Raw genomic sequence first — 24,339 nt, 5'->3', positions numbered from 1 at the left:
GTCCGTCAGACACTACACCTAGTGTCCGACAAACCGAAGAGATACAAGATGTTCTGAACAACATTCGTGAAATTCCCAGGTCGTAAGCACCCGGCTGTGTCGCGGACCGGCGTGTCGCACGTCACATTCAGGTGCGTGTCGTACCTTACGGGCCGGGTCCGACAAGCTCGGCCGGCCCGCGGGCGGACTCATCGGCGCCGAGCAAAGCCGATTTCGGTCACAGCATCGTCGCCGCGATCGCACAGTGGCCGTCGAACCCGCCGGCCCGCGACACCGCCCCGTACTGCTGAGCCAGCCGGCGGTATTCGTCGTGATCCCCGTCGGCGCGCGCCACCAGGGCCCGCAACCGTAACAGCATCACCTCGTGTAACACGAACCTGCAGTCGGCGGCCGTCCGATCGATCGCCGCCCGGGCCGCCACCACCAGGTCCCCCGGCCCGTCACGCCGCAGCAGCGCCTCGACGAGGACGCTGGTCGCCGGCCCCCGCCACAACACAGATCCGAGGTCGAACAGCGCGTCGACCACGGCACCGGCCAACCGCACCGCGCCGTCGACATCACCCGAGGCGCTCATCCGACGGGCGAACTGGATATCGGCGATGTGCACGATCGAGGAATTGCTGTCTCCGCGTGCCGCGAACTCGCGCGCACGCTGCAGATGCTCGTAGCCGGCCTCGCGTTCGGCGCCCTTTCGGGCCACCAGCACGATCCCGCGCGCCATGTGCGCATGCACGACCATGAAGTCATCACCCGACCGCTGTGCCACCGCCAGCGACTCGGCGGTGTCGCGCAGCGCATCGGCGCCCGCACACAACGCGCCCTGCCCGACCTGGGCGTATTTGTGCAACGTCGTGGAGGTGCTGCTCAGCGGGTCCAGCGATCGGCCGATCTGGATGGCACGGTCCAGATCCTCCTTCCATCCGGCCCGCCCCTGGCACATCCCGGCGACCCCGCGCATCGCCACGGCCAGCGCCATCGGTGAACCGACGAACGGATTGCCCACCGGCTCGACCCTGGACAGTAGGTCGGTCACGGTCTGGGCGATCAGATAGAGGTCGTCGACCGCGCCGACCTCCCACTTGGCGACCAGCGCGCCGAAGGATGCGCCCGCCGTCAACGCATCGTCACCGATCTGATCGAGCAGCCCCAGCATCTCGTCGGCGAGCACCGACGCCTCATCGGGCCGGTTGTGGAAGGTCAGCTCCATCACGTGGCCGGACATCCCGGCCGCCAGCGAACGCAGGTCGTCCGCCTGCGCACACAGCCGGCGCAGATCCTCGAACCCGTGCACCGCATCGATGAGATCCGACCGCCATGCGCTCCCGCACAGTGCGGTCCGCGCCGCGATGAGCAATCGGGTCCGGTCGGCGGAATCGACGGGCAGCCGTTCGGCAACCTCGACGGCCCGTCGCCAACCGGCCTGCGCGGCGGCGCCGTTACGCCCGCTCTGCCAGTTCCCGGCACGCATATGCCAGTCGAACGCCGCCCGCAGATCGCCGGCACCTTCCAGATGGCTGGCGATCAAGGCGGCGTTCTCATCCAGTGCGCCGCATCCGTCGGCCTCGATCATCACGGCCAGCCGGCGGTGCATCCGGGAACGCTCGGAGCGCAGTTGGGACTCGTAGGCAACCGCCCGGATCAACGGGTGCTGGAATGCGTACTCGCCCGTGTCACCCGGGCACACGGGTTCGACCATGTCGGCGGCCACCAACTCGCTCAGGCAGCCGTCCTCGACGAGATCGGCCAACTGATGTGCGCCGAATCGGCTCCCGATCACCGCCGCGGCGTTCAGTGCGGTCTTCGCCGAACGGCCGAGCCGGTCGATGCGCGCGGCGATCGTGGACTGCAGCGTCGCGGGAACCCCCGTCACCGTGGCCCCGGTGCCGGCGGTGAACGATCCCCGACAGCCTTGCAGCACACCACGTTCGGCGAGATCACGGACGATCTCCTCGGCGAAGAACGGATTGCCCGCGGCGTGCCCGGCGATCTGCGCCGCCACCGCCGCGACCGACGGATCCGGGCCCAGCAATTCGGCGATCAGCGCCGCGGCCTGGTCATCACCGAGCGGGAGCAGCGTGATGGTGTCCAGATCGCAGACCTGCACGAGCCGACCCCGGTACTCGGGCCGATAGGTGATCAGCGCGAGCGCATGCGTACCACCACGCAGCGACAGGAAATCCGTGATGATCGATTCGCTGGCCTGATCCATCCAGTGCGCGTCCTCGATCACGTACACAACCGGCGCGGTGCGCGCCGCCGACACCCGGGTCAACAATGCCGTCAATCGGCGGCGGCGGGCATCGGGATCGATTGCCGGAACGGCGATATCGGGTTCGGCGATGTTCAGCAGCTCGTCCAGCAGATGCAGATCGGCGGGGTCGGCGTCGGGCAGCTGCGCCCGGATCCGGCTGCGGGCACGGTGCCCCTGCAGACCTGCCACCCCGGTGAGGTTGCGGAAGAGCCGGGCCGCAGCGTGCAACGGCACATCACGGGCGTGCGCCTCACAGAACGTGGAGACCACGCCGGCACCGAGGACCTCACCCAACCGTCGTACCTCATCGACCAACCGGCTCTTGCCGATACCCGGCGGCCCTGCGACACCGACCACGCCACCCGCGCCACACAGCGCCGCGTCCAGATGGTCGCGCAGCGTGCGCACCTCGGCATCACGACCGACCAGCGTGGCCTGCGGGCGGCTGCGTCCGCCGCGCAGCGTGGTCGATACCAAGAGACGAGCACTCACCGGCACATCGGTGTTCTTGATCTGCACCCACTGCGCCGCACCGACCTCGACGACATCCTCGACCAGGCGGGCCGTGGACTCGCTGAGCATCACCCCACCGGCCGGCGCCACCGACTCCATCCGCTGGGCCAATCCCACGTGGGCGCCGATCGTGGTGTAACTGCCCGGCGCCGAACCGATCTCGCCGGCGATCACCTGCCCCGAGTTCAACCCCACCCGCAGCTGCAACTCCACACCGTCGCACCGCTGGACATCGGCGGCCAGTGTCGCCGCCTCGGTCTGCAGATCTTGGGCCGCCAGGCAGGCGCGGAATGCGTGGTCCTCCAACGCCACCGGGGCACCGAACACCGCCATGATGCCGTCCCCGGTGAAACCGACGAACCCGCCGTAATGCCGCACCACCGCGCGGCAGCGGCGATACAACTCGCTCATCACCTCGCGCAACCGCTCGGTGCCCAGTTCGGCGGCCAGGTCCATCGACCGCACCACATCGGCGAACAGCACCGTCACCTGTTTGAACTCCGGGGTGTGCGGCGCGGCCGCCAGTGCCGCACCGCAACCGTCGCAGAATCGCGCCCCCACCCTGGGCTCGGTGCCGCAGTCCGCACACACGATGTCCACGTCAGGACCCCACGGCCAGCAGCCGTTCCACCAGGTCCGCGCCGCGGGTGGCGCCGCCGGCCGCCGCGAAGCCGTCGGCCACCGTCCGCGCGCCTGCCGACATCGCCCGCGCCGCCTCGATCCGGGCCCGTAGCCGCGCCGGATTCACCTTGCGGGCGCTCAGCTGAGTTCCGCTGCGCGACAACTCGACCCGGCGCGCCACCTCGAACTGGTCGCGGCCGTGCGGCACCACACAGACCGGCACCCCACGGGCCAACGCCTTCTGCGTCACCCCCATGCCGCCGTGGGTCACCGCGCACACCGCGCGGTCGAGCACGGCACCGTGGTCGACGAAGCGGCGCACCGTCGCGTTGTCGGGTATCCGCAGCGTCGGCGGCACACCACACGGAAAGGTCGCCACGATGTGCACCGGGGCATCCGCCAGCGCCGCCAGGGTCGCGATCGGTAGAGCGTCGTCGTTCTGCCGCTCCGAGGACGTCGTCACCATCACCACCGGTAGGCCGGCATCGTCGATCGGCACTTCGGGCACCGTCGTGCGCAGCTCGCACGGACCGATCAGCGCGACCCGGGGATCCCAGTCGGGATGGTGGTATTCGAACGGCTCCGCCGTGCCGACCAGCACCAGCGGTGCGCGCAGCACAAAATCGTCACTGGAGGTCAGCGCCGGCGCACCGAGTTCACCGCGGATGACATTGACCGGGCCGATCATGGTCCGACGGAACAGCTCGTCGGTGACCGTGCGCACCGCGCCATCGCGCAACGCCCCCAACCGATCCCGCCGCGGCCGCAGGCCCAGCCCGAACGGCGGGGCATACCGCGATGTCAGGTACGGCGGGTACGGCCAGAACGTCACCCACGGCAAGCCCGACACCTCGGCCATCGCGCAGGCACCCCAGCAGTTGGTATCGACGACGACGGCGTCCGGTGCGGTCTCCTCGAGCGCCCGCCGGAGATCGTCGACCTCATGACGCGCCCGCAGCGCGAACACAGTGAATCCGGTGCGGATCGCGCCCAGCCCGGTGCGCGCGGTCCAGTCGGTCATCGCGATCGCCTCGATCCGCGGATCGATCCGTGCGCAATCGAATCCCGCACCGCGGCCCACCGGCACCCCGGCGCCGTGGGTGCGCAAGACGATCCGGTGCCCGCGTGCGTGCAGCGCGGCCAGCAACGCCGCGATCGGATAGAGATTCCCTAACGATGGCGAGGTGTACGCCAGAATTGTGGCCATCTTCGCACGTCAACATCCCATTACCGGGAGCCGAGCCGGTATCTCGGCCCTGCGCGAAGTCTATGCGCCGATCAACGCCGCGGGACCAAGATCACCAATTGGGTGCGTCCGCCGTTCGGCGGATAAACCAGCCGACGGCGCTCGATCTATCGGCTCAGCCGATGGCGCTCGATCTATCGGCTCAGCCGACGGCGCTCGATCTATCGGCTCAGCCGATGTCGGCGACGAGCTTGCCGACCACCTCACGTACCTGGGCGGCCACCTCGGCGGTCTCCCGCGGATGCTTGTCATCCAGCGTCTTGGACGGGATCGACAGCTTCAGATCCTCTACCTCACGCGGACCGGCGATGGCGAAGGACTTGCGCGTCTCGTCATGGGCCCACACACCGCCGTACTGGCCCAGCGCCGTCCCGATCACCGCAAACGGCTTGTCCTTGAGCGCACCGTTACCCCACGGGCGCGACAGCCAGTCGATGGCGTTCTTGAGCACACCGGGAATCGAGCCATTGTACTCCGGGGTGACCACCAGCGCCGCATCGGCGGCTCCAGCGGCCGCACGCAGCGCGCGGACCGGTTCGGCGACATCCTCGGTGTCGATGTCCTCGTTGTAGAACGGCAGTTCGCCGAGGCGGTCGAACACCTGCAGCGTGACACCCTCGGGCGCCGACTCGACCGCCAACTCGGCGAGCTGCCGATTGATCGAGGCCGCCCGCAGACTGCCGACGAGCACCAACACATTCGTCCCGTTATCGGACATGATCGAGATTCCCTTTCGTCGTCAGATGATCCTCGCACAGCTTAACCGGACCATGGTCCGAATAATTCCGGCTGAGTTAAAGTGCAGGTGTGGGTGCACCCGAACCGCTCAGCGTGCTACCGCCCTCGTCCGCAGCGCCGGCCGAGCGCGGTGATGCCGCGCGCAACCGGGCACTGCTGCTCGACGCCGCCCGCCGCCTCATCGCCGAACGTGGCGCCGACGCCGTCTCGATGGACGATGTCGCCGCCGCGGCCGGCGTCGGCAAGGGCACCCTGTTCCGCCGGTTCGGCAGCCGGTCCGGGTTGATGATCGTGCTGCTCGACGAGGACGAGATCGCCGAACAACAGGCTTTCATGTTCGGCCCTCCCCCGCTCGGTCCCGGTGCCCCGCCACTGGATCGGCTACTGGCCTATGGTCGCAGCCGATTGCAGTTCGTGCACACCCACCGCGCCCTGCTCTCCGACGCCGCACGGGACGCCCATACCCGGTTCAACGCGCCGGCAACCCTGCACCGCGCCCATATCCGCATGCTGCTCGAATCTGCGTGTACCACAGGTGATCTCGACGCGCAGGCCGACGCGCTGATCGCGCTGCTCGATGCCGACCTGATGGCCCACCAACTCGTCGACCGCGGCAAGACCCTCGACGACCTGCAGGCGGCATGGGAAAGCGTGGCCCGCAAACTCTGCGGCACGTGAGCACCTGGATCCTGCATATCGACCTGGATCAGTTCCTGGCCTCGGTCGAACTCGGGCGCCACCCCGAACTCGTCGGCCAGCCCGTCATCGTCGGCGGCAACGGCGACCCGACCGAGCCCCGCAAGGTGGTGACCTGCGCGTCCTACGAAGCCCGCGAATTCGGTGTGCACGCCGGGATGCCGCTGCGTACCGCGGCCCGCAAATGCCCGGACGCGACCTTCCTGCCCTCGGATCCGCAGGCCTACGACGCCGCCTCCGAGCAGGTGATGGGACTGCTGCGCGATCTCGGCCATCCCCTGGAGGTATGGGGTTGGGACGAGGCATATCTCGGGGCCGACATCGCCGACCCGTTCGAGCTCGCCGAACGGATCCGCACCGTCATCGCGGCCGAGACCGGCCTGGTTTGCTCGGTGGGCATCAGCGACAACAAACAACGCGCCAAGGTGGCCACCGGATTCGGCAAACCCGACGGAGTGTTCGCGCTCACCGCGGCCAACTGGATGACCGAGATGGGCGATCGACCCGTCGACGCGCTGTGGGGTGTCGGCCCCAAGACCGCCAAAAAGCTTGCCGCCATGGACATCCAGACCGTCGCCGATCTGGCCGGCACCGATGCCCAGATGCTGGTCTCGGCATTCGGCCCCAGCACCGGACTGCAGATCCTGTTGCTGGCCAAGGGCGGTGGCGACACCGAGGTCAGCTCCCAACCGTGGGTGCCACGCTCGCGCAGCCATGTCATCACCTTCCCGCGTGACCTCACCGACCGTACCGAGATGAACGCCGCCGTCGTCGATCTGGCGACCCGCACCCTGGCCGAGATCGATGCCGACGGCCGCACCGTGACCCGGGTGGCGGTGACGGTGCGCACCAAGACGTTCTTCACCCGTACCAAGATCCGCAAGCTGCCCGAGCCGGGCAACGACCCCGGTGTCATCACGGCACTGGCCCTGGCACTGCTCGGCGAGTTCGACCTCGACCGACCGATCCGATTGCTCGGTGTCCGACTGGAATTGGAGAACCTGTGCTGAGCACCATCGCGGTCCGTGGCTACCGGTCGCTGAGGGAGGTGCTGCTGCCCTTGGGCGGACTGACCATCATCACCGGGGCCAACGGCACCGGGAAGTCCTCGCTGTACCGGGCGCTGATGCTGCTCTCGGACTGTGGGCGCGGTGAAGTCATCGGATCGCTGGCCCGCGAGGGTGGGCTGCAGTCGGCACTGTGGGCCGGTCCCGAACAGACCGCGGGCGCGCGGCGCACCGGCACGACCGAGGGCACCGCCCGGATGCGGCCGGTATCGCTGGAACTCGGCTTCGCCTCAGATGAATTCGGCTACCTGGTGGATCTCGGGATGCCCCAGTACGCCGGCCCCCGATCGATGTTCGGCCGCGACCCGGAGATCAAACGTGAGGCCGTGTTCGCCGGGCCACGGCTACGGACCTCCTCGGTGCTGGTCCGACGCGCCGCGGGGTTCGCCGAGGTCGCCGACGACGCGGGCAGCGGCTTCACCGAGCTGACCCGCGCGCTGCCCACCCATCAGAGCGTACTCGCCGAATACGCCGGAGCCCTACCGGAACTCGATGCGGTGCGGGATCGGCTACGCGACTGGCGGTTCTATGACGGCTTCCGCGTGGACGCCGACGCGCCGGCCCGCCAACCCCGAGTCGGCACCCGCACCCCGGTGCTGTCCGGCGACGGCGCCGATCTGGCGGCCGCGCTGCAGACGATCATCGAGATCGGTCAGGACGACCTTGCCGATGCGGTGGCGGACGCCTTCGACGGCGCGACGATCTCGGTCGTGGACAACGACGGGCTGTTCGAACTGCAGTTGCACCAAACCGGCATGCTGCGGCCGCTGCGCGCAGCCGAACTATCCGACGGCACACTGCGCTTCCTGTTGTGGGCGGCGGCGCTGCTGAGCCCGCGCCCTCCGTCGCTGATGGTGCTCAACGAGCCCGAGACCTCGCTGCATCCCGATCTGATACCGGCGCTGGCCACGATGATCCGGCAGGCCGCCACGGCCACCCAGGTGGTGGTGGTCACGCACTCGACGGCCATGCAGGACCGGCTCGCCGGCACCGACGCGCTCACGGTGGAACTGATCAAGGAGTGGGGCGAGACCCGTATCGAGGGCCAGACCATGCTGACCGCGCCACCGTGGGACTGGGGCAAGCGCTGAGCCGGGTCGCATTCCAACGGCCTACCATCAACAGCCATGAGCCGACGGTCCACACTCATCGGGCTGACCGCCGCCACCGCGGCGGTCCTGACAGTGGTCGGGTGCTCACCACCCGACGCCGCCCCGCCTGCGCCGCCCCCGACGACAGAGCCGACGACACTGCGCACCACCACGACGACCACCGGCCCGAACTGGCAGAACCCCACCGAGTTCGCGCCACCACCGGGCGGTGAGTTCGCGCCCAGCTGACGGTTACGTAGTCACACCTTGCTCAGTACACATCGCGGACGTAACGCTTCTCGCGTTTGAGCGAGTTGACGTACTCAGTGGCGGCATCGGCGCTCATGCCTCCGTGGGTGGCGACCACCTGGTGCAGCGCCTTGTCGACATCCTTGGCCATCCGGGTGGCGTCACCGCAGACGTAGAAATGTCCGCCCTCCTCCAGCCAGGCGAAGACCTCGGCGCCGTTCTCGGCCATCCGGTTCTGCACGTAGACCTTCTCGATCTGATCGCGCGAGAACGCCAGATCCAACCGGGTCAACAACCCGCTCGACTGCCAGCCCAGCAGTTCGTCGGCGTAGGCGAAATCGTGCTCGCGATGCTGATCGCCGAAGAACAGCCAGTTGCGTCCACCCGCGCCGCTACGCTCACGCTCCTGTAGGAACGCGCGGAACGGTGCCACACCGGTACCCGGTCCGACCATGATCATCGGCACGTCCCCGTCGGTCGGGACCCGGAAGGACTTGTTGGGCTGCAGGAAGATCTTCGCGGTCGCACCACGGTCGGCCAGGAACGTCGAGCACACGCCACCGCGGGTGCGGCCGTTGCTCTGATACCGGACCGCGGCCACCGTCAGATGGATCCGGTCGGGGCTGGCCAGCGCGCTCGAGGAGATCGAATAGGCCCGATGCTGCAGCGGTTTGAGCAGACCGATGAACTCATCCAGGCTCAGATCGTCCCCGGCGATGCGCAGCACATCGAGGATGTCCTTGCCGTAGAGCCAGCGCTCCAGGGTCTCTTTGACCCCGCCGCGCAGCACATGGGACAGCTCCTCGTTGTCGGCGCGCTTCTCCACCTCGCCGAGCAGATCTTTCGACGGTGCGCTGATCTCGTACCTGGTGCCCAGCAGTTCACCGAGCGGCTTGTCGTCGACCAGGGTGTCCGGCGAGACCCGGAAATGCTCGGCGATGGCCTCGACCAGGGCGGGATCGTTCTCCGGGATGACGGCCAGCGCATCGCCTGCCTCGTACTCGATTCCGCTGTCGGCCAGCGCGAACTCGATGTGCCGGATCTCCTTGTCCGACCCGGGTCCGGACAGCAGCCGGTTGACCGCCACCTCGGCGACGAACGGGTTCTTGCGGGTCCAACCGGAGCGGGCGACCGCACTGGGCGGCGGGGTGCTCGGGGTGCCGCTGGCGCCGGTCGCCGGCACCAGCGCGGTCAGCGCGCTCTGGATCCATTCGGCGGCATGCGCCTCGTAGTCCACGTCGCAGTCGGTGCGGGTGACCACCCGGGTGGCGCCCAGCTGTTCGAGGCGGATGTCGAAGAGCTTGCCCGCCTGACAGAACTCGTCATAGCCGGTGTCGCCGAGCGCGAGCACACCGTAGGACACGCTTTCCAGTCGCGGGGCCGTGTTGGCCGACAACGCCTCCCAGAACAGCTCGGCGTTGTCGGGCATCTCGCCCTCACCGTAGGTCGACGTCACGATCAGCACGTATTTCAGGCCGGCGAACTCGTCGAGTTCGATCTCGTCGAGACCGCTGACCTTGACATCGAACCCCTGCGATTTCGCCGCCGCGGCAGCATCATTGGCGACCCCCTCGGCGTTGCCGGTCTGGGTGCCGTACAGGATCCGCAGCGACGGCCGCGACGCCGGCGCATCGGCGACCGCAGCCGGCGGCGGGGCCATGTTCATCGCCAGCCGGGAATGCAGTCCGGCGAGGAACCCCGAGATCCAGGCGCGCTGATCCTCGTTGAAGGGGGCGTCCTGGGGAATGTAGGCGATCTTCACGAGGCACTCTCCAATGCGGTCAGCGAGGCGACGACGTCGGGAACCGACTGCGCGGCAAACAATTCCTCGAAGGAGGGCAGCCGACCGATCCGTTCGACGTTCTTGGCATCCTGGAACAGGATCCACCCGTAGGTGCCGGGGCTGTCCATCGATGCCACATTGCGCTGTGACAGCGCTTCCTTGTAATCGGTGATCCGCTTGTTGGCGATGAACACCGCCAGGTCCTCGTCACTGAATCCGTCGATGGCCTCGCGGGCGTACCGCTGCAGCTTCTGGATCAGGAAGAAGTCCTCGGTCAGCACCAGGTTGCGGACCGCCTTGCCGACCGCCGGATCGGTCACATCGGTGACCCCGGGCAGCCGGGTCAACGCCAGCTGCTGCGCCAGATTGAGCACCGTGTAGGTGTTCAGCAGCGCGTACATCTCCTGGGTGTCGGTGTCCCCGTATCCCGGAACCGCACCACCGAGCACCGATTCGCCGTCGCGGTAGGACCGCTTGAACTTGGCCACCTGGTAGCCCGACAGTGCCGCGGCCAACTCGTCGAGCAGCTCCTTACGAGTCTTGGCGGCCAGGATCGCATCGGCGTCCTGGTATTGCAGCAGCGCCCGTGGCATCGCGTACATCACGTGCTCACGGGTGGTCTCCCAATCCGCCAGCAACGCAGCGGCCTTCACCGATCCGGTCGCCTCGGCATGCCAGCCCAGCAGTGTCCTGGCGGCGACCTCGTGGAACGGCGCCTCGGTCAGCGGGGCGATCAGCACCGAATCCGCGCTGACCTTCGCCGCCAGCGCACCCTCGGGGTCGTACTGGTACAGGAAGCCGCCGCTCATCCCGTTGGCGACACCCTTGCCGAACCCGCCGATGTTGAACACCGCACCGTTGGTCATGTATTCGCACAGGAACTCGCCGACACCCTCGACCACCGCGGTGGCCCCGGAGTTGCGCACCGCGAACCGGTCACCGGCTTCACCGGCAACGAACAGCCGCCCGCCCGAGGCGCCGAACAGGGCGAAGTTGCCGATCAGCACGTTGCCGCCGGGCAGCTCGGAGCCGCCGCCGGGCGAGCGCACCGCGATGGTGCCGCCGCACTGACTCTTGCCGACACCGTCGTTGCAGGTTCCGGTGTGCGTCATGGTCATACCGTCGTTACAGAACGCACCGTAGCTCTGCCCGGCCGAGCCGGTGGTGGTGATCACCACGCTGTCGGGGGTGAGGAATCGGCGCCCCCGTTCGTCGACGGCGACCGCCGGGCCCACGGCCCCTTCATGGTTGAGCATCCGTTCGATGTCGACAGCGAGCTGACCGCCGACGCTCTTGTTCTGGTTGCTCAGTGCGACCGGCTCCATCGCCACCCCGGCCAGGTCGAGCTGAGCCAGGAAGCTGTCGTCGACGGCGTAGTCCTTCTCCATGTAGATCGGGTCGTCGGGAACGAACCCCTCGGCGACCGCCAGCATCGCCTTGAGATCGAGCCGGCCGATGCTCGACGGATGGTCGAGCAGGTGCAGCAGGTCGCTGCGGCCGCGGGCATGCCGCAGCGACGGCAGCCCCAGCATCGCCAGGATCTCGCGGACCTCATGCGAGATGTTCAGCAGGTACTGCGCCAGCGCCCGCGGATCCCCTTCGAATGCCTCGGAGTTGGTGGTCAACCCGGCCGGGCATTTGATATTGCAGTTCTTGGCCATCACGCACTTGAGCATCATCAGCGCAGTGGTACCGAACTCGTAGCTGTCCGCGCCCAGCAGCGCGGATTTCACGACATCGCTGGCGGTCTGATGCGCGCCGGAGGCACGCAGCACGACCTTCTGCCGAATACCGTTGGCCACCAATGCCTGATGCACTTCGGCGACACCGATCTCGGCGGACCGGCCGGCGTACTTGAGGCTGGTGACCGCGGCCGCCCCGGTGCCGCCGGTGTTGCCGGCGACGTTGATGACATCGGCACCGGCCTTGGCCACACCGGCGGCGATGATGCCGATGCCCTCGGAGCTGACCAGCTTGACGATCACCCGGACCCGGGCCGCCTTGCAGTCGTGGATCAGCTGGGCCAGATCCTCGATCGAATAGGTGTCATGGTGCGGCGGCGGGGACACCAGCTCCACACCGGGTGTCCCACCACGGGCCGCGGCGATCTGCACCGTCACCTTGGGCGCCGGAAGCTGGCCGCCCTCACCGGGTTTGGCGCCCTGGCCGATCTTGATCTCCAACTCGCGCAGCATCGGATCGGCCAGATAGCCCGCCCACACCCCGAACCGGCCGGAGGCGAACTGTTTGATCCGGGAGCCGCGGATGGTGCCGTAACGGGTGATGTGCTCACCGCCCTCACCACAGTTGGACAGCCCGCCCACCATGTTGGTGCCGTGTGCGACGGCCTCGTGCGCCGAGGCGACCAGCGCGCCGTGGCTCATCGCACCGCTGGTCAGCGTGGCCGCGATCTCATCGGCCGGTTGCACCGAGGACACCGGGATCGAGTCCGGCGCCGACCGGACCATCGACAGGTATTGCAATGCCTCACCGGTGGCGCGCAGCCACAGCCGGTCACCGACGATGTCGTAATCGGTGATCTGAGTCCCGAATCGCTGCCGCAGCGACTCGGCGAGTTCGGTCAGTCGCACCGCCGAGTGCGTCAGCTTGATGGTGAACTCCTCACCCACCTGCTCGATGGTCAGGCCGCGCACCAGGTAACCGTTATTACCCCACAGCGCGAACTGGCCCATCTCGGAACGGAACTCGTCGGCGGTGTGCAGGAAGTTGACATCGGCCGGGAAGGCCAGCACATCACGCAGCGCGGCGGGGCGCCGCGCGCGTTCGGTGTTCATCGCCATCACGAAGTTGCGGTAGCCCGGGGTGATGTCGAAGCTGTTGATGGCCCGCGGCGACATCTCCTCGAAGCTGTTGTTGCGGTAGGCCTCGTCGTCCAGGCCGAAGGCGCCCTCGAGCTGGTGCAGCGGAAGCCGGCGCAGGAACAGCGGATCGGCCATGTCCGGGTTCTCCGGGCGGGCCTCGTCACCGAATGAGATCTCCTCCTCGGTCATGTCGACGAAGCCGCGCACCGCCGTCGTCCCGTACGAGTGGCCGGCCCCCTCGGCGCGCTCCTTGAACAGGCCGAGCAGCGGCACATCCTTCTCACCGGTGACCGCCAGTGCGCGGGCATGCCATTCGGCCGAGGTGTCGGCCAGCGTCCGGAATCCGACACCGCCGACCGGTGAGATGACATTGGGGAAGTACTTGCGCAGCACCGGTTCCCCGGTATCGAGATAGCTGGGCTCGAAGAATTCTCCACCGATGTAACTCTCGGCGGTACACAGGCCGACCCGGCCCATGGTCTTCATCAGCGACTTCTCCGCCGCCTTGGCGAACCGCTTGAACGCCGCGGCCACCTGCACGTCGTCATCTCCGGAGGCACTGCTGAACTTCTCCTCGGCACGCATCTGCACACCCAGCGGGTACACCGCCGACGCACCGAAGCCGAGCGCCGTCGCCACGTGATGTGAGGAGCAGATCTGACCGCTCTCGGCGATCACCGAGACCCGCAGCCGCAGACCCTCCTCGATCAGACGCTGGTTGATCGCCGACATCACGATGATGAGCGGGATTGCCGCCAAACCGCTTTCGACGTGGCGGTCGGAGATGACGGCGATGCCGCCGGTCTCCCTGGCGAACTCCTCGACCTCGTCGCACACCTTGTCGATACCGCGGACCAACGCCTCGGCATTGGCCTGTGCGTCCTGCAGATCGATCCGGTAGAACATGCCGAAACGCTCCACCGGGGTGTGCTTCTGGTCGCGGATCTTCAGCATCTCCAGATGCGTGAGAATGGGTGTCGGCACCACGATCTGCGGTGCGGGCCGCCCGCCGCTGTTGGGTTTGGCACCGAGTGCCACCCGCAGGGTCATCCCGTCTGCCTCGCGGATGCTGTCCAGCGGCGGGTTGGTCACCTGGGCGAAACGCTGTGAGAAGTACCGCGCGATACCGCCCTCGTGATTGGACAGCGCGTTGATGGCCGCGCCGTAGCCCATCGCGGAGATCTTCTCCTGCCCGGTGGCCAGCATCGGGTCCATCAGGAACTTGAAGCTCTCCTGGTTCAGCGAGTACGCCACGTACCGCTGATGCCGGGACAGGTCGCCGTTGTACCGCGCCGGGGACAGTTGGCCCTCCGGTGGCACCGCGGGCAGATCGCCCAGGTTGACCCGGGCCTCCTCCAGCATCTGCTGGTAATCGTGTTTGGCGGCAAGCTTTTCCAACGCTTCGACGGTGCCATAGGAGCGCTGCTCGCGGTGATCGTAGTAGAGCATGCCGCCGGCCTCGATACGGCCGCGTTTGACGACCTCCTCGGGCGGGAAGTACACCTGTCCCGCCTCGGACATGACACCCAGATAGTCCGCGGTCTCCACGGTGCGCAGCGGGCGCAGGCCCAACCGGTCCAGCCGGGCGCCGATATAGGTGCCGTCGCCGAAGATCAGTGCGGCCGGGCCGTCGTTCTTCTCCTCGTAGAGGCTGAAGAATTCCAGCATGGCGCGCACCTGACCGGACAGCGTGTCGTCGTTCTCCCACGCCGGCGGCATCATCGCGACGACCGCGGTGATCAGGTCCAGGTCGTCTTCGAGGACCCGGTTCTGCAGCGTCTGGTCCAGCCGGCAGCTGTCGGACTGGCCGACCGGGCGCACGATGGCCCGGTTGCGGGCCCGGGCGACGGCGTTGTCGGACAGCCGGTTCTTCTTGTCGGTGTTGAGCTCGCCGTTGTGCGCCATCAGTCGGAACGGTTGCGCCATGGTGGCATTGGGCACCGTGTTGGTGGAGAACCGGGTGTGGAAGAACATCGAGTGCACTTCCATCCGCGGGTCGGACAGATCGCTGAAGTACGGGACGACCTCGTTGCTGTTGAGCCGACCCTTGAGCACCTGGGTGCGGGCGCTGACCGACAGCGGATAGAGCCCCAGCAGGGTGGGCTCGGTATAGGCGACCGCCTCGATGTCCATCAGTGCGTCGTGGATACGGCGGTCGAAGCGATCCTGCGACGGGGCGGTGAACACCCACTGGCGGATCGGCAGCTGATACTTCACCGCGGCCGGCCGGATCGCCGTGTTATCTACCGGCACATCGCGTTTGACCAGGATGTCGAAACCCTGTTCGCGCAGTGTGCGCTCGATCACCGCCTCCGCCTCCGCATGGAAGGTGGGATCGTTGGGCAGGAAGAAGTTGCCCACGCCGAACTGCCCGAGTTCCAGATCGGGCCGGTCGGTGACCTCCCGGAAGAACCGCACCGACAGATCGAGGTTGACGCCCGCGCCGTCGCCCACACCCTCCGAGGACATGCCGCCGCGGTGCGGAACCGCGCACAGCGCCTCGTGCAGTTTGCGGATCACCTCGTGGGTCTGGCGGCCATCCTTGCGCGTCAGGAATCCGACGCCACAGCTGCTCTTTTCCTGACCCGGATCAAAAAGTCCCGACAACCGGCGATCTCCTCAACGTTGAACCCGTCAACCCAGCGCACCTTGTGGGCTTCTCGACGTTGAGCCGTCCCGCACGAGGCCTGGTTACCGCAGGCTCCGGCGCGCGCAAATGTCTTAGCCTAGCCTAAATGACCTGGTAGCCGCGCTGCCAGCGGGGTGTGATATTTCCGACGCGGACGTCAGCGGCCGGCCCGGTTCCTGGGTCGCAGGGCCCGGGTGAACACCACGTTCACCTGGCGCATCGCCACGCTGTACGGCCACCACGCCACCCGTTTGAACATGTAGAGCGCCCGGATGTCCGGTGAGGTGTAGATGAGGAAACGGTTACGCCGCACCCCGGCCAGGATCTTGTCGGCCGCCCGCTCCGGGGACACCGCGTGCCCGGCGAATCGGTCGACCCATTTCTGCACGCGCGGGTCCTCACGGTCCACCCCGGCGATGTGCACGGTGTCCACCAGCGGGGTCTTCACCGCGCCCGGCACCACCACCGACACCCCGATCCGGTGCCGGGCCAGGTCGAAGCGCAGCACCTCGGACAGTCCGCGCAGCCCGTACTTACTGGCGCTGTAGGCGGCGTGCCACGGCAACGCGACGATCCCGGCCGCCGAGGACACGTTGACCAGGTGACCGCCCCGGCCGGCGGCCACCATCGGCGGGACGAACGCCTCGATGATGTGGATGGGACCCATCAGATTGACGTCGATCATCGATTTCCAATGCTGATGGGTCAGCGTGGACACCGTCCCCCATGCCGAGACCCCGGCGATGTTCATGACGATGTCGACCGCGCCGTGCGCGGTGTGCACATCGGCGGCGAAGGCGGTGACCGCATCGAAGTCGGTGATGTCGAAGGCACGGTAGGCGGCAACGGTCGCACCGAGCGCCTGCGCGTCGACCACCGTGGTGGACAGCCCGTCGGCATCACGATCGGTGAGATACAGCTCGGCGCCCTGGGCGGCCAGGCTCAGTGCGGTGGCGCGCCCGATCCCGCTGGCAGCGCCGGTCAACAGAACCCGTTTGCCCGCAAACCCTCGCGCCTGAGCCATGCTTTTGACCTTACCGAGCGCGGCTCATACCGAGCCTAGTCCTCCCAGGACGCCGCGGTTCCCCAGAGCGCGTTCAGCCACAGCCGCTCGAGCACCTCGACCGAGCGCCGTGGGTCGGTGCCGCGTCCGACGAAGGCCGCGTCGTGGGACAGCGTCATCGCGGTGGTCGCCGTCAGCATCCGGACCAGGGCCGGGATGTCATCGGAGATCGGCCTGGTGCCCTTGCGCACCTCGTCCTCGACGACGCCGACGATCTTGGCGATCACCAAGTCCTCGAAGTCGTTCATGATGGCCGCGATCTGCTTGTCGGTGTTCTGCGCCGCGGTGCAGGCGGCCATGATCGGATCGTTGGTGGCGAACACCGCGGCCGCACTGCCGACCATCCGCTTGGCGAACGCGGCCGGCGATTCGCCGGCGTCGCGGGGGGCGAAGTTGTGGGTCAGGACGTCCAGTTCGGCCAGCGCGTCCTTGACGATGAAGGCGAGCACGTCGTACTTGGAGTCGAAGTAGAAGTAGAAGCCCGAACGGGCGACCCCGGCGCGTTCACTGATCATGCTGACCGACAGGTCGGCGAACGGGCGGGTGCCCAGCAGCTCACGCACCGCCGCCACGATGGCATCGCGCTGCCGGTCACCGCGAGTACGGCGAGTCTCGGACTCGGTATCGGGTGAGGCGCTCATGGCATTAAACCTTGGCACCGCGCCACGCCAGAACAAAACTTGACATGCGTCAAGTCTGACATACAGGATGGGTTTCGAGAGTGAGATCCACCACAGCCCATCGCGCTTCCCGGAGCCTTTCTTTCAGGAGCTATGTCAGCGACATGTCCAAGACGACGATCAGCACCCCGGCATACCTGCTCGACCAGGCCAAACGCCGATTCACTCCGACCGTGAACACCATTCCCGGGATGGGCATGCTGGAACGGCGCCTCCTGGAGCACGACTGGAAGCAGACCACGCTGGCCGAGCCGCCCGCCGGCAGCGGGCTGAAGGCGATCCAGGGCGATTCGGGACTGCCGCTCGTCGGCCACATCGTCGAGATGTTCCGCGAGGGTGCGGACTATCCGCTACACCTCTACAACACCCGTGGCCCGATCACCTACGCCGATTCGCCGATCCTGCGCTCCATCGTCGCGCTCGGCCCGGACGCCACCCAGACGATCTTCTCCAACCGCAACAAGGACTACTCCCAGCAGGGCTGGCATCCGGTCATCGGGCCGTTCTTCAACCGCGGCCTGATGATGCTCGACTTCGAGGAACACATGTTCCACCGCCGCATCATGCAGGAGGCGTTCACGCGCACCCGGCTGACGGGCTATGTCGAGCACATCGACCACGTCGCCACCGCGGTGGTCGCGGACTGGCCATGCGATGACGCCCGCTTCCTGTTCCACCCGGCCATGAAGGAACTCACCCTCGACATCGCCTCGGTGGTGTTCATGGGACACGAGCACGCCGGCGACGACCACGAACTGGTCACCAGGGTCAACGACGCCTTCGCCACCACCACCCGCTCGGGCGGGGCGATCCTGCGATTCTCCGTGCCACCGTTCAAGTGGTGGCAGGGGCTGCGGGCCCGCAAGGTACTGGAGGACTATTTTGCGGCGCGCATCCCCGAGCGCCGCAACTCCGGTGGCACCGACATGCTGACCGTGCTGTGCCACAGCACCGACGATGACGGCAACTCGTTCTCCGATGCCGACATCGTCAATCACATGATCTTCCTGATGATGGCCGCGCACGACACCTCGACCTCCACCGCGACGACCATCGCCTACAACCTGGCCGCACACCCGGAGTGGCAGGACCGCTGCCGCGACGAGTCCGATCGACTCGGTGACGGACCGCTGGACATCGAGGCGCTGGACAAGCTGGAGACCCTCGACCTGGTGATGAACGAATGCCTGCGGATGGTGACCCCGTTGCCGTTCAACATGCGCCAGACGGTGCGCGACACCGACCTGCTCGGCTATTACGTCCCGGCCGGCACCAACGTGGTGACCTGGCCGGGGATGAACCACCGACTGCCCGAGCTGTGGACGGATCCGGACAAGTTCGACCCGGACCGGTTTGCCGAGCCACGTAGCGAGCACAAGCGGCACCGCTATGCGTTTGCCCCGTTCGGCGGGGGCGCGCACAAGTGCATCGGCATGGTCTTCGGCCAGCTCGAGGTCAAGACGATCGTGCACCGGATGCTGCGCCGCTACCGACTCGAACTGGTCAAGCCCGGTTACACGCCGCGCTGGGACAACGGCGGCATGCCGGTGCCGATGGACGGGATGCCGATCGTCCTGCGGCGGCTCTAGCTTCGTCGGCGCCACAGCCCAATTCACACCCCGCGCCAAACTTGACAGGCGTCAAGTTGGCCGGGGAAGATGGGCCCACGAGTGACATCGACCACAGGTCTGTCGCCAGGATTTACGAGGAGTACTGCATGCCGACCATCAGCACGCCGGCCTATCTGCTCGATCAGGCCAAGCGCCGCCTGACCCCCACCCCGGTCACCATCCCGGGCATGGGGTCGATAGAGAAGCGGTTGCTGGAGCGCAAGTGGAACCAGTTCCCGATGGCGCCGGCCCCGGCCGACAGTGGTCTCAAGACCGTGATGGGCGATTCCGGGCTGCCGGTGTTCGGACACATGATCGAGATGTTCCGCGGCGGCCCGGACTTCCTGCTGCACCTGTACCGCGAGTACGGCCCGGTGCACTACATGTTCTCCCCCGTGCTGCCCGCGGTGCTGGCGCTGGGCCCCGACGCCACCCAGGCGGTGTTCTCCAACCGCAACAAGGACTACTCACAGCGCGCCTGGGACCCGGTCATCGGGCCGTTCTTCGAGGGCGGGCTCATGCTGCGCGATTTCGACGATCACATGTTCCACCGCCGAATCATGCAGGAGGCCTTCACCCGCACCCGGCTGACCGGCTACGTCGAGCACATCGACACCGTCGCCACGCAGGTGATTGCCAACGACTGGGTCGCCAACGACAAGCGGTTCCTGTTCTTCCCCGCCATCAAGGAGCTGACGCTCGACATCGCCTCGGTGGTGTTCATGGGCCACGAGCCTGGTGCGGACAAGGAGCTCGTCACCACCATCAACCACGCCTTCACCACCACCACCCGGGCCGGTAACGCCATCGTGCGCAAGCCGGTGCCGCCGCTGAGCTGGTGGCGCGGGGTCAAGGCCCGCGAGACGCTGGAGAACTACTTCACCAGCCGCATCGCCGAGAAGCGCGCCTCCGGTGACAAGGACATGTTCAGCGTGCTCTGTCACGCCGAGGACGAGGACGGCCGACGCTTCACCGACGAGGACATCGTCAGCCACATGATCTTCCTGATGATGGCCGCACACGACACCTCGACCTCGACATTGACCACGATGGCCTATCACCTGGCCGCCAATCCCGAGTGGCAGGACCGCTGCCGCGACGAGTCCGAGCGCATCGGCGACAGCCCGCTGGACATCGAGTCGCTGGACAAGCTGGAGACCTACGACCTGGTGATCAATGAGGCGCTGCGCATGCAGACCCCGTTGCCGTTCAACTTCCGCCAGACCGTGCGCGACACCGAGCTGCTCGGCCACTACCTGCCCGCCGGTACCAACGTCATGACGTGGCCGTCGATGAATCACCGCCTGCCCGAACTGTTCCCGGATCCCGAGCGGTTCGACCCGGAGCGTTTCACCGATCCGCGCAACGAGCACAAACAGCACCGGTACGCGTTCGCCCCATTCGGCGGTGGTGCACACAAGTGCATCGGCATGGTCTTCGGGCAGTTGGAGATCAAGACGGTCATGCACCGCCTGCTGCGCAAGTACAAGCTGGAGCTCGCCCATCCCGGCTACAAGCCGCACTACGACTACGGCGGCATGCCGGTGCCGGTCGACGGGATGCCGATCGTGTTGCGCCCCATCCGCTGAGCGTCAGGTTCAGGCGGCCAGGCGGTTGGCGCAGGCGATGACGGCCCGCAACGCCGACTGCTGCGGGCATTCCGACCAACCGATCGCCCACTCGGTGTCGATCCCGTCGGTGCCGCGGATGAACGTCGCGGTCTGCCCGCCGGCCTGTAACTGGTGAAAGTTCAGCATTTCCAGGCTGATTCCGTGCTGGTGCAGCATCGCGGTGAGCGCGCCCAGCGGGCCGGCCGCGGTGGTCTCACAGGCCGCGGTGCGTTCGCCGATCCCGATGACCGCCTGGTACGTGTGCGTGTGCCGCCCGAGGCTGCGCTCACCGCGTTCCCAGTGCTCCAGGTGGATCGGCCCGGCGCTGGAGCCGAAGGTCGCCGCGACATCGTCCCAGGTCATCTCAGCAGCCAGGGTCCGCAGCCCGCGCGGCAGTGGGGCGTCGAAGAAGTCCGCGAATCGAGGGCTCGCGATGGTGGTGGTGATGGAGTTCATGAATGTCGGTCTTTTCTGCTCTGAAGGGAGCGACCGACGGGTAGTAGCGTCCGACCCACAGCGGGGGGTCGGTCTGGATCAGACCCCGCTGCGGGTACTGGCTACTACGAGAATGCGATGCACGACGCCGAGGTTAGACCCGTCGGCCCGGTGCGCGCAACTCGCTTTCCTTAGGCCAGGATGGCCCGGTGACGTGGTGGGAGGTGCTGCTGTTGTTCGTCGCCGGTATCGGCGGCGGACTGATCGGCAGCATCGCCGGGCTGGCCTCGTTGACCACCTATCCTGCACTGCTCATGGTCGGCCTGCCCCCGGTGACCGCGAATGTCACCAACACCGTCGCGCTGGTGTTCAACGGGTTCGGCGCGGTGCCGGGCTCGCTGCCCGAACTGGCCGGCCAGGGCCCTCGGCTCAAACGTCTGATCCCGATGGCCGCACTCGGCGGCGCGGCCGGCGCAGCGCTGCTGCTGTCGATACCCGCGGAGGGTTTCGAGAACGCCGTGCCGATGCTGCTGGCGCTGGCCTCGGTGGCCATTGCGCTCCCCCGCGGTAAAGGCCCGGTCGCCGAGCCCACCGTGGCCCGCACCATCGCCCAGGGTGTGGCCGTCTCGCTCATCTGCGTCTACGGCGGGTTCTTCGGTGCGGCCGCAGGTGTGCTGCTGCTGGCGTTGTTCCTGCGCACCGGCACCGAGACCCTGCCGGAGGCCAACGCCGTCAAGAACGTGGTGCTCGGTGTCGCCAACGGTGTTGCGGCCGTGGGCTTTGCGATCTTCGCCCCGGTGCATTGGCCGGCCGTGGTGGCGATGGGTCTCGGCTGCCTGCTCGGTGCCCGACTGGGCCCCATCGTGGTGCGGCGCGCACCGGCCACCCCGTTGCGACTGCTGATCGCCGTCGCGGGTCTCGCGCTGGCGATCAAGCTCGGTTTCGACGCCTACACCTCGTAGTCCAGGCAGGCCTCGGCACCGTTGATGACACCCTCGCGGAAGGCACGCACCCGGTCGAAGCCGGCGCCCTGTCGGTCGGTGTCGCCGTCCCCGCGGAACACCAACAGCGCCTTGATGCCCTCGTCGAGATCACCCGGCGAGATCGACCACGAACTGGTCTGCGACCGGTTCTGCAACAGCACACTGGCGGTGTATCCACCGGCCAAGCAGTCCGCGCGCAATGTCGAGGTCTTCTCGTCGGACTCGTCACCGAGCCGCGACAGTGCTGCCAGCCCGTACTGGGTGGCCAGCAGCGTCGCCACCGCGTAGTCGCCGCCCTGCTCGTAGACCCGCGGCATCACGCGTTCGTTGTCCCAGCCGATGTAATCGTCTGGGACGCAATAGAACAGCACATATCCCTCGGTGGACTGGTCGCCGCACATCGGCGCACCGCCGGCCCCGAACGGTTCCAGGCCCTGCACCGGCGGCCAGTTCTGCCCGGTCAGTTCCGGATACAGCTGGGTCCAGTAGTCCTCCAGGTCATACGGCACCCCGTTGACGATGGAGTCATACGGCGCGTTGCCCTCGGCGGCGGCGTCGGCGACATTGTTGAACGGCAGCGCCAGCACCATCGGTTGGTCGTCGCGGTACTCCTTGCAGCGCTCCAGGCCGTTGTCGAAACCGTCCTGGAACGCACCCACCCGGTCGAATCCGCTGCCGTGCGCGTTGGGGTCGGTCTTGGAAGTACCCGGATTGTCGCGCAGGTCCAGGACACCGGCCAGCGCCGTGTCCAGATCCGCGCTGGACACCTTGAAAACCCCGTCGGCCTGGGCGTGCGCCGCCCAGGCGCCGGCCATGCAATCGGCCTGCAGCTCACGGGTGACGGTGCGGGCGGTGAAATTCGACCGGGCCTGTACGGCGTGCGCGAATTCGTGCGCCATCACCACCGGAATGACGAAATCGCCGTAATCGGACTGCAATTGCGGCAGCAGATCCTGAGCGTCCCAGGCCACCACGTCCTCGGTTGCGCAGTAGAAGGCGTTGCCCTGGACCTCCATCGGATCGGTGGTGCACGGTGGCGCGTCGCTGCCCATCCCGACGGCGTAGTAGCCGCCGGCGATCTGCTCGAACTCGTCGCCGTAGAGCGCCGGATAGTTCTTCGCCCAGTACTCCTCCAGATCCGCGATCGCCTGCATGGCGATCCGATTCACCGGATCGTCGGCATCGCCCTCGATGGTGATATCGCTGATATCGGGCGGATTCGCGCCCGCCTGCTGCGGGGTCGCGGGGATCTCGGGCTGTGGTGATCCGCAGGCCGAGATGAGCAGCACAGCGGCCGCCGCCGTCCACACCTTCAGGTTCATGGGCAAACATTAACGGGCAGAGTGGCAAGAATGACACCAACCGCCTCATATGCGATTTCGGCGCGCCCACGGCCGCTGTGCGAGCGTGGGCGCGACGAACCCGCAACGTCTACTTGGGCGCGAAGCGCTGCCCGGCATCCAAGCGCAGGCACTGACCGTTGAGCATCGGGTTCTCCACGATGGCCAACGCCAACTTGGCGTACTCCTCGGGCTTGCCCAGACGCTTCGGGAAGGCGGCATCCTTGGTGAGCACGGTCGCGTACTCGTCGGGGATGCCCTGGGTCAGGCCGGTGGCGAACAGGCTCGGCGCGATGGCCAGCGCCCGGATACCGAGGCTGCCCAGGTCACGCGCCATCGTCAGGCACATCCCGGCGATCGCCGCCTTGGAGGCGGTGTAGGCGACCTGACCGATCTGCCCCTCGAACGCGGCGATGGAGGCGGTGTTGATGATGACGCCGCGCTCCTCGGCCTCCTCGTCGACCGGGTCGTTCTTGGCCATATGCGCCGCCGCGAGCCGGCTGATGTTGAAGGTGCCGATCAGGTTCAGATCGGTGACCTGCCGGAAGATGTCCAGGTCGTGCGGCCCCTCCTTGGTCAGCGTGCGCATGGCCGCACCGCCGCCGGCGGTGGTCACCGCGATGTGCAGGCCACCGAGCTCGGTCACCGCATCGGCCAGGGCCTGCTCGGTACCGGCGAAATCGGTGACATCGGTGGCGAAGAACGGCACACCGATCTCGTCGGCGACCTCCTGACCCTTGGAGTGCGGCGCAGGCCGGTCCAGGATGGCGACCTGTGCGCCGCGCTTGACCAACGCTCCCACGGTCGCCCGCCCGAAGCCGGATGCTCCACCGACGACGACGGCCTTCTTGCCCGAGATCTCCATCTAGCTCCCTTTCCAATTTCTGGTCCGTTTGTAACGTTACGACACCG

The 24,339-nt window shown here is 67.3% G+C and carries 17 protein-coding genes; 7 read left to right on the top strand and 10 right to left on the bottom strand.

The window, feature by feature from the left end; translation table 11 throughout:
* Positions 1–217: 217 nt before the first annotated feature.
* The 3 genes from ACLBYA_RS07430 to ACLBYA_RS07420 all read right to left on the bottom strand — a co-directional run bounded on the left by ACLBYA_RS07430 (position 218) and on the right by ACLBYA_RS07420 (position 5,349).
* The gene (locus tag ACLBYA_RS07430) at positions 218–3,364 is read right to left on the bottom strand and encodes an ATP-binding protein (RefSeq protein WP_447708740.1); all 3,147 of its coding nucleotides are present in this window, start codon (positions 3,362–3,364) and stop codon (positions 218–220) included.
* 1 nt (position 3,365) lies between these two features.
* A complete protein-coding gene (locus ACLBYA_RS07425; RefSeq protein ID WP_447708739.1) occupies positions 3,366–4,592 on the bottom strand; it encodes a nucleotide disphospho-sugar-binding domain-containing protein in 1,227 nt (408 codons plus the stop codon).
* Between the two features lie 208 nt (positions 4,593–4,800).
* Positions 4,801–5,349, bottom strand: a complete 549-nt coding sequence (locus ACLBYA_RS07420; RefSeq protein ID WP_447708738.1) for an NAD(P)H-dependent oxidoreductase — start codon at positions 5,347–5,349, stop codon at positions 4,801–4,803.
* 89 nt (positions 5,350–5,438) lie between these two features.
* Here ACLBYA_RS07420 and ACLBYA_RS07415 point away from each other — a divergent pair, with 89 nt between their 5' ends.
* The 4 genes from ACLBYA_RS07415 to ACLBYA_RS07400 are packed head-to-tail and all read left to right on the top strand — an operon-like array spanning position 5,439 to position 8,472.
* Entirely contained in the window at positions 5,439–6,047 is a 609-nt protein-coding gene (locus ACLBYA_RS07415; RefSeq protein WP_447708737.1) for a TetR/AcrR family transcriptional regulator, read from the top strand.
* A complete protein-coding gene (locus tag ACLBYA_RS07410) occupies positions 6,044–7,075 on the top strand; it encodes a DNA polymerase IV (protein WP_447708736.1) in 1,032 nt (343 codons plus the stop codon). The genes ACLBYA_RS07415 and ACLBYA_RS07410 overlap by 4 nt, the downstream gene beginning before the upstream one ends.
* Positions 7,069–8,223, top strand: coding sequence for an AAA family ATPase (locus ACLBYA_RS07405; RefSeq protein WP_447708735.1), 1,155 nt, complete (start codon positions 7,069–7,071; stop codon positions 8,221–8,223). Before ACLBYA_RS07410 ends, ACLBYA_RS07405 begins: the two co-directional genes overlap by 7 nt.
* A gap of 36 nt (positions 8,224–8,259) precedes the next feature.
* Entirely contained in the window at positions 8,260–8,472 is a 213-nt protein-coding gene (locus ACLBYA_RS07400; RefSeq protein WP_447708734.1) for a hypothetical protein, read from the top strand.
* Positions 8,473–8,494: 22 nt separating this feature from the next.
* Here the strand turns inward: ACLBYA_RS07400 and ACLBYA_RS07395 are convergent, their stop codons facing one another.
* From ACLBYA_RS07395 to ACLBYA_RS07380, 4 genes are all read right to left on the bottom strand, one after another.
* The gene (locus tag ACLBYA_RS07395) at positions 8,495–10,234 is read right to left on the bottom strand and encodes a sulfite reductase subunit alpha (RefSeq protein ID WP_447708733.1); all 1,740 of its coding nucleotides are present in this window, start codon (positions 10,232–10,234) and stop codon (positions 8,495–8,497) included.
* A complete protein-coding gene (locus ACLBYA_RS07390; protein ID WP_447708732.1) occupies positions 10,231–15,684 on the bottom strand; it encodes a glutamate synthase-related protein in 5,454 nt (1,817 codons plus the stop codon). Before ACLBYA_RS07390 ends, ACLBYA_RS07395 begins: the two co-directional genes overlap by 4 nt.
* Before the next feature lie 179 nt (positions 15,685–15,863).
* The gene (locus tag ACLBYA_RS07385; protein ID WP_447708731.1) at positions 15,864–16,730 is read right to left on the bottom strand and encodes an SDR family oxidoreductase; all 867 of its coding nucleotides are present in this window, start codon (positions 16,728–16,730) and stop codon (positions 15,864–15,866) included.
* Positions 16,731–16,765: 35 nt separating this feature from the next.
* The gene (locus tag ACLBYA_RS07380) at positions 16,766–17,410 is read right to left on the bottom strand and encodes a TetR/AcrR family transcriptional regulator (protein WP_447708730.1); all 645 of its coding nucleotides are present in this window, start codon (positions 17,408–17,410) and stop codon (positions 16,766–16,768) included.
* 143 nt (positions 17,411–17,553) lie between these two features.
* Here ACLBYA_RS07380 and ACLBYA_RS07375 point away from each other — a divergent pair, with 143 nt between their 5' ends.
* Together ACLBYA_RS07375 and ACLBYA_RS07370 are read left to right on the top strand one after the other, a co-directional pair.
* The gene (locus tag ACLBYA_RS07375) at positions 17,554–19,038 is read left to right on the top strand and encodes a cytochrome P450 (protein ID WP_447708729.1); all 1,485 of its coding nucleotides are present in this window, start codon (positions 17,554–17,556) and stop codon (positions 19,036–19,038) included.
* 128 nt (positions 19,039–19,166) lie between these two features.
* On the top strand, positions 19,167–20,648 hold the full coding sequence (locus ACLBYA_RS07370; protein ID WP_447708728.1) for a cytochrome P450: 1,482 nt from the start codon (positions 19,167–19,169) through the stop codon (positions 20,646–20,648).
* Between the two features lie 9 nt (positions 20,649–20,657).
* Here the strand turns inward: ACLBYA_RS07370 and ACLBYA_RS07365 are convergent, their stop codons facing one another.
* Positions 20,658–21,125, bottom strand: a complete 468-nt coding sequence (locus tag ACLBYA_RS07365) for a homocitrate synthase (RefSeq protein ID WP_447708727.1) — start codon at positions 21,123–21,125, stop codon at positions 20,658–20,660.
* A gap of 188 nt (positions 21,126–21,313) precedes the next feature.
* On the opposite strand from ACLBYA_RS07365, the gene ACLBYA_RS07360 reads away from it, so the two are divergent.
* Complete coding sequence (locus tag ACLBYA_RS07360; RefSeq protein ID WP_447708726.1) at positions 21,314–22,066, top strand: sulfite exporter TauE/SafE family protein; 753 nt, start codon at positions 21,314–21,316, stop codon at positions 22,064–22,066.
* Here the strand turns inward: ACLBYA_RS07360 and ACLBYA_RS07355 are convergent.
* Both ACLBYA_RS07355 and ACLBYA_RS07350 read right to left on the bottom strand, forming a co-directional pair.
* The gene (locus ACLBYA_RS07355) at positions 22,054–23,409 is read right to left on the bottom strand and encodes a neutral zinc metallopeptidase (protein ID WP_447708725.1); all 1,356 of its coding nucleotides are present in this window, start codon (positions 23,407–23,409) and stop codon (positions 22,054–22,056) included. The two genes, ACLBYA_RS07360 and ACLBYA_RS07355, sit on opposite strands and share 13 nt — an antisense overlap.
* A 109-nt stretch (positions 23,410–23,518) precedes the next feature.
* Positions 23,519–24,292 carry an SDR family NAD(P)-dependent oxidoreductase gene (locus ACLBYA_RS07350; protein ID WP_447708724.1) on the bottom strand — a complete coding sequence of 258 codons (774 nt, stop codon included), beginning with the start codon at positions 24,290–24,292 and terminating at the stop codon, positions 23,519–23,521.
* Positions 24,293–24,339 lie beyond the last annotated feature (47 nt).

It is taken from the genome of Mycobacterium sp. C31M, from assembly GCF_053345865.1.
The sequence above is the reverse complement of the archived record's forward strand: the minus strand, read 5'-3'. Positions and strand labels throughout refer to the sequence as shown.